10 protein-coding genes are annotated in these 12768 nt (G+C 36.2%); 5 read left to right on the top strand and 5 right to left on the bottom strand.

The genetic code is table 11. The features are described 5' to 3' along the window. Positions 1–56 precede the first annotated feature (56 nt). The 4 genes from ACQY44_RS06415 (at position 57) to ACQY44_RS06400 (ending at position 5436) form a co-directional block, all read left to right on the top strand. A complete protein-coding gene (locus ACQY44_RS06415) occupies positions 57–1274 on the top strand; it encodes a DUF763 domain-containing protein (protein ID WP_428229570.1) in 1218 nt (405 codons plus the stop codon). 194 nt (positions 1275–1468) lie between these two features. Continuing rightward, the gene (locus ACQY44_RS06410) at positions 1469–2284 is read left to right on the top strand and encodes an alpha/beta fold hydrolase (RefSeq protein ID WP_428229569.1); all 816 of its coding nucleotides are present in this window, start codon (positions 1469–1471) and stop codon (positions 2282–2284) included. Positions 2285–2543: 259 nt separating this feature from the next. Continuing rightward, on the top strand, positions 2544–4532 hold the full coding sequence (locus ACQY44_RS06405; protein WP_428229568.1) for an ATP-binding protein: 1989 nt from the start codon (positions 2544–2546) through the stop codon (positions 4530–4532). A 61-nt stretch (positions 4533–4593) separates the two neighbouring features. Continuing rightward, positions 4594–5436 (top strand): GNAT family N-acetyltransferase, encoded by an 843-nt coding sequence (locus ACQY44_RS06400; protein ID WP_428229567.1) that lies wholly within the window; start codon positions 4594–4596, stop codon positions 5434–5436. Positions 5437–5800: 364 nt separating this feature from the next. On the opposite strand, the gene ACQY44_RS06395 is transcribed toward ACQY44_RS06400, so the two are convergent. The 4 genes from ACQY44_RS06395 to egtB form a co-directional block, all read right to left on the bottom strand. After that, entirely contained in the window at positions 5801–6469 is a 669-nt protein-coding gene (locus ACQY44_RS06395; RefSeq protein ID WP_428229566.1) for an aspartate/glutamate racemase family protein, read from the bottom strand. Next, positions 6469–7461 carry an L-histidine N(alpha)-methyltransferase gene (locus tag ACQY44_RS06390; protein ID WP_428229565.1) on the bottom strand — a complete coding sequence of 331 codons (993 nt, stop codon included), beginning with the start codon at positions 7459–7461 and terminating at the stop codon, positions 6469–6471. Before ACQY44_RS06390 ends, ACQY44_RS06395 begins: the two co-directional genes overlap by 1 nt. A gap of 138 nt (positions 7462–7599) precedes the next feature. After that, entirely contained in the window at positions 7600–8961 is a 1362-nt protein-coding gene (locus ACQY44_RS06385; RefSeq protein ID WP_428229564.1) for a mercuric reductase, read from the bottom strand. Between the two features lie 39 nt (positions 8962–9000). Further along, complete coding sequence (egtB, locus tag ACQY44_RS06380) at positions 9001–10140, bottom strand: ergothioneine biosynthesis protein EgtB (protein WP_428229563.1); 1140 nt, start codon at positions 10138–10140, stop codon at positions 9001–9003. A gap of 351 nt (positions 10141–10491) precedes the next feature. Between egtB and ACQY44_RS06375 the strand changes: the two genes are divergently transcribed. After that, entirely contained in the window at positions 10492–11895 is a 1404-nt protein-coding gene (locus ACQY44_RS06375) for an NAD-dependent succinate-semialdehyde dehydrogenase (RefSeq protein ID WP_428229562.1), read from the top strand. Between the two features lie 122 nt (positions 11896–12017). Here ACQY44_RS06375 and ACQY44_RS06370 read toward each other — a convergent pair whose 3' ends face one another. Next, positions 12018–12668 carry a GNAT family N-acetyltransferase gene (locus tag ACQY44_RS06370; protein WP_428229561.1) on the bottom strand — a complete coding sequence of 217 codons (651 nt, stop codon included), beginning with the start codon at positions 12666–12668 and terminating at the stop codon, positions 12018–12020. Between the last annotated feature and the right edge of the window lie 100 nt (positions 12669–12768).

Genomic DNA, 12768 nt, shown 5'->3' with positions numbered 1-12768 from the left:
ATCATTACTGATTAGAGGTATTTTTACTTAATTTTGTATCCATACAAATCTATCCCATGAAGCGTTCCGGTACAGCAGATCTTCCTTTACATTATGGACACGTTCCGTTATGGCTGGCTGAGCGTATGTCTAAACTTGGTTTTGCTATTGTAGAAACGATTGCCATGGAATTTTCTACTTCAGAAGTTATCAGTAAACTAAGTAATCCTTTCTGGTTTCAGAGTTTTGGTGCTGTAATGGGCATGGACTGGCATTCTTCCGGAATTACAACATCTGTACTTGGAGCATTAAAAAAATCTGTAAACCCACATTCCAAAGAACTCGGAATATACATTTGCGGAGGTAAAGGCAAACATTCACTCCTGACACCGCAGGAACTTCTATTTGTAGGCGAAAAAACTGGTCTTGACGGAAATAATCTGGCCAATTGCAGCAGGCTTACTGCTAAAGTTGATAATACAGCCATTCAGGACGGATTTCAATTGTACCAGCATAATTTTATTGTGGATAATAAAGGACAATGGGCCGTTATTCAACAAGGTATGAATCCCAATGCTCAGACAGCAAGAAGATACCATTGGCATTCACAAGATTTAAAGTCTTTTATAAATGAGCCTCATACCTTTATATATGGCGAAAATCAGGGTACTATTTTAAATCTTACCGCTGAGGCAGCCACAAAATCAAGAGAAGGCATCTTAGAATTATCAAAAGAATCTCCCACAAAAATCATAAAGGAGATGCAATATCTCTCTATGCCTGCACATCACGATGTCAGGATGGAAGATGTTAATATGAAAAGACTCGGTGCCATGCTTTGGGCAACACATGAAAATAAACCGGAGGATTTTGAAGAATTACTACTTTTAAAGGGAATGGGACCAAGGGCTTTGCAATCCTTAGCATTGGTTAGCGAAATTATTTACGGCACTCCTACCCGATTTGAAGATCCTGCCCGTTTTTCATTCGCTCACGGTGGAAAAGACGGACATCCGTTTCCTGTTCCGCTAAACATCTATGATGAAACAATAGATACTTTACAAAGAGCTATTAATCGTGCTAAAATTGGTAATAGTGATAAGTTGGAAGCTATTCATAAATTATCTGAAATCTCACGAAAAGCGGAGGAAAGTTTTACGCCCAATTCTAACTTTGATGCACTGGTGCAAAGAGAACGTGATGAATCCTATAAATATGGTGGAAGAACTGTTTTTGGAGAGGCTAAACCGCCAAAAATCAAACCAATAAATCCAAATCAATTAGAATTATTTTAATTAAATAATCGAATACAACACACGAATTTGATCCGGATTTTATTTCTTAATCTAGATTAATCGACAGAACTCTCCTTCAGCTGTAAGTTTGTATCAGAAATTCGAACTACAGCAAATGCATTAAAACCCAAATTTAATTGCATACAAAGTTTAAAGTTTTTCTAATATAATTTATTAATCTAAACCAAAAGAAGATGAGCACAATTACAGTAAAAGACGGAACAGAAATTTATTACAAAGACTGGGGAACCGGACAACCAATTGTTTTTCATCATGGATGGCCTTTGTCCAGTGATGATTGGGATGCACAAATGATGTTTTTCCTCCAACGAGGATACAGGGTTATTGCACATGATCGCCGCGGACACGGTCGCTCAGGTCAAAGCGCAGAGGGAAATAATATGGAAACATACGCTGCAGACGTAGCTGAATTGACAACTGCTCTTGATTTAAAAGACGCTATTCATATCGGCCACTCTACTGGTGGAGGCGAAGTAATACGCTATGTTGCAAAATACGGAAAAGAACGTGTTGCAAAAGCGGTAATAATTAGTGCGGTAACACCAATAATGATACAATCTGAAACAAATCCTGAAGGTGTGCCGTTGGCTGTTTTTGATGAAATAAGAAAAGGCACCGGATTCAACAGAGCGCAATATTTTTATGATTTTCCTATAGCCTTCTACGGATGGAACCGTGAAGGAAAAACAATTCAGGAAGGCATTAAACATAATTGGTGGCGTCAGGGAATGATGGGCTCTGTACTAGCACATTATGAGGGAATAAAAGCTTTTTCTGAATCAGATTTTACAGAAGATCTTAAAAGTTTAGAAATTCCTGTTCTTGTATTGCATGGAGAAGACGATCAGATCGTACCTTTCAATCAGGCACCTAAGGCGGCTAAACTTTTGAAAAATGGAAAACTAATTTCATATCCCGGATTTCCTCATGGTATGCCAACGACAGAGGCAGACACAATTAATAAGGATATTTTAGCGTTTATTAAGTAATAGCCAAATATTCCTAAAAATATGATTTTAAAATTTATTTTTAGATCAAATGGTCAACTTGCAAAATCAATGGTTCACACTACGGGTTTGCAAGTTGACCATTTAAATTAGGTACTATTTAAAAGTTTTTTCAAGTTTTATGCATGGAATTGATTTAACAGCTTTTTTCGTTAGAAGATGCTATTTTTGAACCATTTTATGCACTATTTAAAGAAAATTTCAATATTATTTTTATTTTTGTAATTTACCTCCCCATAAAATGAATAATTCAGAAAATCTCATCCCTCATAATGAGTTAGAACGTTTAGCCGCTTTAAAACGTTATAATATCCTTGACACACTCCCTGAACATGCTTTTGATGATGCTACAAAACTGGTTTCCTATATCTGTGATGTACCGATTGCACATATTTCATTCATAGACGGGAACAGACAATGGTTTAAATCTGAAATTGGAGTCGGGATATCAGAGGTGCCACGTGAAATTAGTTTCTGTCGCTATACCATCATGGAGTCCGAAATGACTGAAATAAGCGATACTTATCTGAACGAACACTTTAAAGACGACCCAAATGTGGTCGACGGTTTTAAGGTCAGGTTTTACGCGGGCGTTCCTCTAACCACACCCGATGGGTATAACATTGGAACTCTTTGTGCTATTGATCATGTTTCTAAAGAACTGAATGAAAACCAACGTAATGCGCTTACAATCATCGCAAAGCACGTTGTTAACCAGTTGGAATTAAGAACAAAAAATATAGAATTAGCCGCCCAGAAAAAAATTGTACAGCGTGCTGTCCTGGCAAAAGATAGTTTTTTAGCCAATATGAGTCATGAGATCAGGACACCACTAAATGCAATAATTGGCTTTAGTGATCTTTTAGCACAGACCGATCTGAATGATATTCAGCGCGATTACATCGATAGTGTACAAATTGCACAAGAAAATCTACTCTTGATAGTGAATGACATTCTGGACCTTTCGAAAATTGAATCAGGCCATTTGACCATTGATGCACAACCGTTTCATTTAAAAAATACGCTGAAACATATTTATGATTTATTAAGGGTAAAGGTGCCTGAAAATGTCGAATTCAATCTTTTTCTGGATGCCGATATGCCTGAAATTGTAGTTGGAGATCAGGGACGACTGAACCAAATACTGGTTAACCTTACGGGAAATGCCCTTAAGTTTACCGAAGAAGGCGAAGTAACCGTTTCTGTAAAAAAAATTCAGGAAACCAACGAAGATTATTCGCTTAGATTCTCTATTAAAGACACAGGTATAGGAATACAAGAGGAAAAGCTTAAACACATTTTCGAACGATTTACACAAGCAGAAGAAAGCACTACCCGCAGGTTTGGCGGCACAGGGCTTGGTCTTAATATTGTAAAGCAGTTAATTGAATTGCAAAAGGGTGAAATTCATGTAAAAAGTAAAAAAGGGCGCGGTTCTGAATTTTTCTTTGTTCTGAATTATAAAAAAATAGAGTATATCGAACCCGTAGCCCAACTATCAACAGAATACAATCCGGGCAGGCTTAAAATACTTCTTTGCGAAGATAATACCTTAAACCAAAAACTGGTCAGAAGTGTTATCGCTAACTTTGGTTTTGAGCTGGATATTACTGAAAATGGGGAGACAGGAATAGAATATTTACTAAAAAATAAATATGATCTGATACTAATGGATCTTCAGATGCCTGTTAGAGATGGCTATCAAACGACACAGTACATTAGAAATGAATTGAAATTAAGCATCCCTATTATAGCCATGACCGCACACTCTCTTGTAGGCGAGCAGGAACGTTGTTTTAAGGAAGGAATGAATGCTTATGTACCTAAGCCTTTTAAGCAGGCAGTCCTTTTAGACGCTATAAAAACAGTCATGAATAAGGATTCTGTTGGATTGAAGAGAAAAGTAGATTTGTCCTTCTTGGATGAAGTCTCCTGTGGCGATCCTAATTTTAAAAGGGATATGATCGATCTTTTTTTAGAAAAGATTCCAAATGAAGTCACTCAATTGGGTATAGCGATTCATACAAATGATACTGATAACGTTAAAAGACTTTCTCATAACCTGAAATCGAGTTTAGACATCTTCCTGCTAAAGGATCTGAGTAATTATGTATCTATTATTGAGAAAGAAGCCAATCTTGGAACATTTAGTAGTGAAACAATAGACAAAACTAATATCTTACATACTGAAATCGTTGAAGTCGTTAAAATTTTAAGGGAAATACGATAAAGGAAAACTAGTTATCTAAGATATCACCCAAATTACAAGCAAGAAACAAACGGTACCATAAATGGAAATAAAAAATTTAAAAAATATTAATTTAGAAGAGATAGTTTCAATTATTAATTTATCCTTTTCTGATTATATAGTGCCTCTGCAATTGAACCTCGAGCAATTGAAATCTAAAATTGACGCAGAAAACATTACACCGGAACTGTCCAAAGTGGTGTTTGACGGCGATAAAATAGTGGGTGTTATGCTACACGGTTTAAGAAAAAGTGACAAAGAATTAATCGTTTATAATGCTGCTACCGGAGTAGCCCCGGATTACAGAGGAAAAGGTCTGGTAAACCAAATGTACAATGCGTTATTACCTCAATTAAAAGAACTAGAAGTACAGAAAATGGTACTGGAAGTTATTGAAGGAAACCATTCTGCAATAAGGGCTTACGAAAAAATGGGCTATAGTATGGATAGAAAACTAGATTGTTTTAAAGGTAAGCTCACTATTTCAAAAAACAATACGGAAGTTTTACTGAAAGAAATCAATGTTTTTCATTGGACTGAATTTACTTCTTTTTGGGATAACGTTCCCTCATGGCAAAATGCTATTCAGACACTTGAAAACAGTAAAGATCGCTGTCATATTGTTGGGGCTTATTGTAATAACCTCTTAGTGGGCTACGCAATCTTCAATCCTACCAGCCGAAAAGTACATCAGTTTGCGGTTGCTGCAGATTATCGAAGAAATGGCATTGGCATGCTTTTATTTTCTTACATCAATGAAATAGTGGAGCAACAGGAAGTGTATGTTTATAATGTTGATAGTTCGGCAGTATCTGCTCTTCATTTCTTAAACAAATTAGGTCTTTCAAAACCAACAAGTCAGTTTGAGATGAGCCGGATGGTTTAATCGTTTAAAATCTTAAACGCGCTATAACATTTTACAATAATCATAAAAATACATGCAAATTAAAACGTACTTTTATTGTATATCTTTTATTTTCAAAAACTTATATCGTTTTATTTAAAACTAAAACCAACATCATTTGAACTGCACGCAAGATTGAACCTATAAAATCAAAGACATGGCTGTTAATCATTTTTTTGTAAAATTAAAAAGACGTATAACTGGTATATCTGATAGGATTAGACGCTATAATGAAAAAGGCTCTAAAAAAAAGATACAGCTTCCTTCGTGGGGATCTCCCATTTAACCTCAGGTAGAAGTGAGACGATTTTTAAATAAGGGAATGTGTTTTAAACAAGAAATATCATCAGTCTATATTTTCAATAGTCCTCGCAATTTGAATTCGGGACATATCAAAAATAATAGTACTACTTTCGGCCTTCCATCCTACCGATAGTTCTGTACACGCCAATACTACAGCATAATTGACACTGTATTTTTCGATGATATCATTATATTCTTTTAGCAGATCCTGACTTTCCGTTTCCTCGTAAATATGTTTTCGAACATTATCGATAAACACACGATCTTCTTTGGACGGAAGGACTACAGCAATACTTTCATTTTTGAAAACGTCTTTCAAATAGCTGCTTTCCATGGTATGCAGCGAGCCTAATAAGACTACTTTATTCACCCTACTTTCTTTAAGTTTTGCGATAGTTACATACACAGGATGAATGATCTCAGCTCCCAAAGTAATCTTATCTATAGTTTCATGTAACGTAATATTTGGGATCAGAATAGCATCTACTTTTAAGTGTTGCAATTCTACTAAATAATTTCGCAAGATTACTTCAAGCTTGGTTGAAGTTACAGGAAGTAGATTATTAATTACATCAAAATTGGTATTTAATAGTTTGAAAGGACACGTACTATATCCTCCTTTCTTTTGATGGTACAGACGGTTTAGTTCTTTTATATAAAAAAGTGTCGAACGACTTCCTAGTCCCAATATGCCAAGTGATTGTATTTTCATTATAAACGCTCCAAAACATAATTGGCAAAGTACTTTTTGCGATCCGTAATCCTGTCTCTTATAATAAAAGCGGTTTTCTTTAGAATCTTATCTAAAATTTTGTCGTTGTATTTTCTTGAAATTTCAGTTAAAATTTTTTCGCCTTTAGCAAAATGAAATATCTTATTGAGTTTTTTTATAAATACATCCTGTTCCTTTGTACTTACTAAAAAGCTGGTAGCAATACCTTGCTCTTCATCGTATTCTGGTTGGTGCTTAAAACTTTCTATTTCAAAATTGGCATCCAGTTCCCTGTTGATACGTTCCAGTAAATTCAGGTTAAAAGCGGCCGTTACTCCTTTACTGTCATTATAAGCAGGCAAAACAATAGAAGCCGGTTTGATTAAATCTACGCCTAAAAAAAACTTATCGCCAAAACTTAAATTCTCACTCAGATTAGAAATAAAATCAGCTGCTACAGCGTCAGGCATATTCCCTATATTAGAGCCTAAAAACAAGATTACTTTTGGATGTTGATTTTCTTTTAATGATTCTAAAACCTCAAAATAATCTCCCTGTTTGGTTTTTACAGCAATATGGGGCATTTCATGATTGAGATCCATTTCTAGTTTTTCTAAAGCATTTTGCGAAATATCTACGGGCATATAATCAAACTTGTAATTTTGTCGGGAAAGTTCCTGTAGCAGTTCTTTGGTTTTCATGCCGTCACCGGCCCCAAGTTCTATCAGTTCAAAATAAGTATCCTTATTTAATTCTAATGCTTTAATTATAGAAGCACTTTTGTCTTTAAATATTTCATGCTCTGAACGCGTGACATAATATTCAGGCAAATGCATAATTTCGACAAAAAGGGCATCTCCTTTTTTATCATAAAAAAACTTCGAAGGCAAAGTCTTCAAAGACTCGTTTAATCCCTCATTAACTTCTTTTTTGAACTGTGCCAAGGTACTTTTCGGGGATTCCTTTTTATTTAAAACGACTGTCTCTTTCATAATTAAAGCTATTGGTTATTTATTTTTAAGTGATATTAAAAATACGATAGGAAATGATGCGTAATGTTATACTATTTTCAAAAAATGTTCTGTTTAAAGAATGTCAATAAACAGAGTGTTTGAAATCAAAATGCTTCTTTATTTAGCAATAGGTTTTAAATCTTGTAGCATCGTTGGGATAAGTTCGCTTACCGTGGGATGAATATGTATCGAGTCCCTCAAAACAGTATAAGGCTTTTTGGCATACATCAAATTAGTAATACCATTGATGATTTCATCTCCACCCACTCCAAAGATACAAGCGCCCAAAAAGAGATTGGTTTTTGCATCGATTACTGCTTCCATAAAACCTAAGGTTTCTGCCTTTTCTTTAGCACGATTGACTTTAGTCATTGGGCGATAACCTACCAATATATCATGTCCTTTTTCAAGTGCTTCCTTCTTCGTCATTCCTATTCTTCCCAGTGGCGGATCAATAAATAATCCGTAGGTCGGAATTCTATCACTAATTTTTCGCTCTTTTTGCTTAAAAAGAAAGCTTTCTACAATTTGAAAATCATTGTAGGAAGTATGTGTAAAAGCACCTTCTCCGTTACAATCCCCAATGGCAAAAACACCTTCAACATTAGTCTGACAATAATTGTTGACTTTGATATATTTTTTGTCGTCCAATTGGATGGTTGTATGTTCCAATCGCAGCGTATCTGTATTAGGAGCACGACCAATTGCTAATAAAAGATGAGATCCTTTTATCTCTTTAGTATCGATTGCCAGGGTAATACCTTCTTTATTACTTTCTTTTATACTGATATTTTTGGCATTAAAGACCAGATTTACACCTTCTGCCTTCATGATTTCAGCTACTACATCCGTTACAGTTTGATCTTCCCTGCTGATCAATTGTTTATTGCGTTCTATAATTGTGACTTCACTACCAAACCGTCTGAAGATCTGGGCAAATTCTAAACCAATATAACTTCCGCCAATGATGATTAAATGTTTGGGGATGTCTGTAACTTCCATAATATTTTCGTTGGTATAAAAAGGAACTTCCTGATATTCTTCAGGAACCACTGCCCTTGCTCCTACATTGATAAATATCTTTTTTGCAGTCAGGGTTGTATCGCCAACTTTAACTTCATAATTGCTCAAAAAATGAGCTTCACCATGATATAAGGTAATCTTTTGGTCTCTCTTAATTGCTCTTTCAATATTAGAGCGTGATTCATCAACCAACACGTCTTTACGTGCTTTAATTTTTTTAAGATTGGCTTTTGTTCCTTTAGGAATTTCAACACCTAAATCGTCGCCATGAAAAGCATCCCAGACTCTTCGGGCGCTGGCGACATAAGCTTTGGTCGGAATACAACCGTTATTCACACATGTTCCGCCTAAAAAGCCTTTTTCTATAATAGCAACTGTTCCTTCTTTAGATAGGCTAAATGCCAAAGGAATGCCGGCCTGTCCGCTTCCGATAATAATATAATCAAACTTTTTCATAGTATTTTTGTTTTTAAAGACTGAGCTGATTCCAAAAAATCACTTCACCAGTCGTAATCCTGAAAACTGCCAACGCATTACAGGATGAAAAAAATTACGGTAAGTATTTCGGCTATGGTGCTCCGGAGTCGCTACCGAAGCTCCTCGCAAAACCATTTGGTTCACCATAAATTTTCCGTTGTATTCTCCTAATGCTCCGGGTGCTTTATTAAAATTAGGATAAGCCAGATAAGCACTGTTGGTCCATTCCCAAACTTTTCCCCAGGACAATTGGCTACTCGCTATTTCCCACTCGAATTCTGTTGGCAAGCGCATTCCTTTCCACTGCGCGTAAGCAAAAGCTTCGTAATAGTTCAGGTGCATTACCGGTAAATCTGTTGCTATTTTCACTAGTCCATTCAAATCATACTGATACCATTCGCTGTCTGTTTTATGCCAGTACAATGGTGCTTCGATTTCGTTTTCATTCACCCAGGCCCAACCTTCATCGTGCCAGTAATTAAAGTTTTTATACCCGTCCTCTTTTATAAATTCGAGATATTCCCCGTTGGTGACTAATGTATTTGAAATCTCGAAATCAGCCACGTATACTTTGTGCCTGCCCAATTCGTTATCAAAGCAAAAAGAAGGCCCTGCATGTCCTATTTCATATACTCCTGCTGCAATTTTTATAAAAACAGGTTCTTGTTTTTCAGCAGTTGCCAAGAAACGGTTACCGTAGTTCGGAAAAGTCTGTTGTGTTCCTAACAGGTATTTAATATCATATACCAAAAGTTCCTGATGTTGTTCTTCATGATTGATCCCGATTTCGATAATATCAAGTATTTCCTGAGTTAAATCATTTTTCAGGAACAATTCTACTGCAGCAGTAACATAAGCCCTGTAAGCATAAACAGCTTCTACAGACGGTCGCGTCATAAACCCTCTGGCAGGACGCTGTACGCGTTTTCCAACTGTATTGTAATAACTATTAAATAAATAGGAGAAATCAGGATGATATACAGTATAATCAGGGTTATATCTGGTTAGTAAAAACGCTTCCCAAAACCAGGTAGTATGCGCCAGATGCCACTTTGGCGGAGAAGCAAAATCGCTGGGTTGTACGGAATAATCCTCTATAAGTAAAGGAGTGCAAATTTCTTCTGTTTTTTTTCTGACTTTTAGAAAACGTGCTATCATATTTATCAAATTACTGCTGTTTGTGAGTTTGTATTATACTCTAAGTTAGTAATTTAAAAAACATAAAGAATTAATTTTTAAAAAGAATTAGTATTAATTTAATATTATATCGGGCTGAATTTAATTATTATTCAAATTCAGCCTCCTAAAACAGATTCGCAAAATCCCTATTTCCTGCCACTTGCCCTTTTGGCAAAAATCAAATTTTACATCTCACTTTTGTTCTCCGTGAGTCCTTTTTTAATTTTAACAAAGCTCTAATAAACATTAACAGTACGCTAAGCATATTGGAAAATGTAAGACGTACCTTTATAAATACACTTTTATAAATACACTTTAAAATATTATATTATGGAAAATTCAATTAAAGAGTCATCTGTTAAATCAGTCAATCCGTTTACAAACGAAATTGTGAAACAGTTTGATGTTATGAACGATAAAGAGCTCGAGTCAAAAATTTCAAAAGCAGATGCCGCCTTCAAAACCTGGAAAAAAACCGCTTTTAATGTTAGAGCCAAATTATTACATAAAGTAGCCTCTATCATGCGTGACAGAAAAAAAGAATTAGGAGCTTTGGCGACACTGGAAATGGGCAAATTACATAGAGAAGCGATACAAGAAGTGGAAATAAGTGCTGCAATTTTCGATTACTATGCTGATAATGGAGAAAAATTTCTGGCAGATAGCCCTTTAGAAACCCCCATAGGATCTGCTTTTCTAAGCTACGAACCGCTTGGCGTTTTACTTAGCGTGCAACCCTGGAACTTTCCTTTCTACCAGATTACGCGATCAGCAGCACCCAATATAATGGCCGGTAATACGATGCTTTTTAAACATGCTTCTAACGTACCGCAATGTGCTCAGTTAATGGAAGACATTTTTCTGGAAGCCGGTGCACCTGAAGGCGTCTACCAAAATCTTTTTATACCGGGTGAAAAAGCAACCGAATTAGTTGCTGATACTCGTATTAAAGCAGTTACCCTAACCGGAAGTGAGCCAGCAGGAGCATCCATTGCAGCCGCAGCCGGTAAATACATCAAAAAATCGACTTTGGAATTAGGTGGAAGTGATGCCTTTATTGTATTAAATGACGCCAATGTAGAAGAAGCTGTGGACGCTGCCGTGAATGGTCGTATGTGGAATGCGGGACAGGTATGTACCTCTCCTAAACGAATTATTGTCGAAGAAAGCATTGCGGATTCTTTCTTAGAAAAAGTCAAAGCAAAATTTGCCACAATTAAAACCGGAGATCCTATGAATCCGGAAACAACACTTGCTCCCCTAAGTAGCGAAAAAGCCGTTGAAGGTGTTATCAAACAAGTTCAGCAAGCCGTAAAAGAAGGTGCTACTGTATTACTGGGTGGTAAACGAATTGATCGTAAAGGTGCTTTTATGGAACCTACATTACTTACGGACATAGAGCCAGGAAATTCTGCTTATTCCGAAGAGATCTTTGGTCCGGTGTTTATGTTTTACCGCGTTAAAGATGAAAATGAAGCAGTAGCCCTTGCTAATGCTACGAATTTTGGTTTGGGTGGAAGTGTATTTAGCGGGGATGAAAAAAGAGCTGTAAATGTTGCCCGACAAATAGAAACCGGAATGGTTTACATCAACCATCTTACAGGGATTACCCCAGAATTACCATTTGGCGGAACTAAGGGATCCGGATATGGTCGCGAACAGTCACCTGCAGGTATTTATGAGTTTGTAAATGCTAAACTTATACGAATTACAAAAGCTACAAATCCAAACTAAATAAACGGTTTGGTTTGTAAAAAAGTCCGTTTTGATAGTTATCGAAACGGACTCTTTTTTTTTACTATGTTTTTATAAAACACAATAGTTCTATTTGGCTTAAACACCTCGTTTAATAAATATTAGCCTCTTTTTTTTGGATCATAAAGCATCGCAGTGCACAAACAATTTTTTCTTTCTTTGCTTAATAACACAGGGCAATTGACACAAGTTTTACAGCTTTCCCAAAAAACTTCATCTTTAGTTAACTCTGAATATGTGACGGGTTCAAAACCCAGTTCATGGTTCATTTTCATTACTGCCAGACCAGTGGTCAGACTAAATATACCTGCTTCTGGATATTTTTGACGGCTCAACTCAAAGATCTTTCTTTTTATTGATTTGGCCAAACCTGTATGCCTGAATTCAGGCGCTACGATCAATCCCGAATTAGAAACAAACCGACCATTATCCCACGATGAAATAAAAGAAAAACCAGCCCATCTGCCATCTGATGCAAAAGCAATAATAGCTTCGCCTTTTTTTATTTTTTCCTCAAGCGATTCGGGAGAACGTCCTGAAATACCTGTTCCCCGTGCCAAAGCAGAGGATAACGTCACGTCGCAAATTTCTTTTATCCAAAAAACATGACCCGTATTGGCAACTTCAATTCTAAAATTCAATGGTTCGTCAGGGGCCTGACAGTCGGGTAATAAAGTTCTTTTCTCTGAGAATGAGTCAGTCAAAAGAAAATCCCGGCCTGAAAAATCTATCGTTCTATCTTGGGTTTTCATATTTGTTTTGGCGTATTTCCGATTTTATTAATAATACGCACTCTTTTATGGACTGGAAATACAAAACACTATTTTCAAATTATATACCAATCCTGAAACC

It is taken from the genome of Flavobacterium sp. (genome assembly GCF_965277525.1).
Classification (GTDB): domain Bacteria; phylum Bacteroidota; class Bacteroidia; order Flavobacteriales; family Flavobacteriaceae; genus Flavobacterium.
The sequence above is the reverse complement of the archived record's forward strand: the minus strand, read 5'-3'. Positions and strand labels throughout refer to the sequence as shown.

Excerpts from the sequence above, each read along its gene's own strand:
- ACQY44_RS06410 (WP_428229569.1), top strand. The coding sequence starts at position 1,469 with ATGAGCACAATTACAGTAAAAGACGGAACAGAAATTTATTACAAAGAC.
- ACQY44_RS06395 (WP_428229566.1), bottom strand. The coding sequence starts at position 6,469 with ATGAAAATACAATCACTTGGCATATTGGGACTAGGAAGTCGTTCGACA.
- ACQY44_RS06405 (WP_428229568.1), top strand. The coding sequence starts at position 2,544 with ATGAATAATTCAGAAAATCTCATCCCTCATAATGAGTTAGAACGTTTA.
- ACQY44_RS06375 (WP_428229562.1), top strand. The coding sequence starts at position 10,492 with ATGGAAAATTCAATTAAAGAGTCATCTGTTAAATCAGTCAATCCGTTT.
- ACQY44_RS06385 (WP_428229564.1), bottom strand. The coding sequence starts at position 8,961 with ATGAAAAAGTTTGATTATATTATTATCGGAAGCGGACAGGCCGGCATT.
- ACQY44_RS06415 (WP_428229570.1), top strand. The coding sequence starts at position 57 with ATGAAGCGTTCCGGTACAGCAGATCTTCCTTTACATTATGGACACGTT.
- egtB (WP_428229563.1), bottom strand. The coding sequence starts at position 10,140 with ATGATAGCACGTTTTCTAAAAGTCAGAAAAAAAACAGAAGAAATTTGC.
- ACQY44_RS06390 (WP_428229565.1), bottom strand. The coding sequence starts at position 7,461 with ATGAAAGAGACAGTCGTTTTAAATAAAAAGGAATCCCCGAAAAGTACC.
- ACQY44_RS06370 (WP_428229561.1), bottom strand. The coding sequence starts at position 12,668 with ATGAAAACCCAAGATAGAACGATAGATTTTTCAGGCCGGGATTTTCTT.
- ACQY44_RS06400 (WP_428229567.1), top strand. The coding sequence starts at position 4,594 with ATGGAAATAAAAAATTTAAAAAATATTAATTTAGAAGAGATAGTTTCA.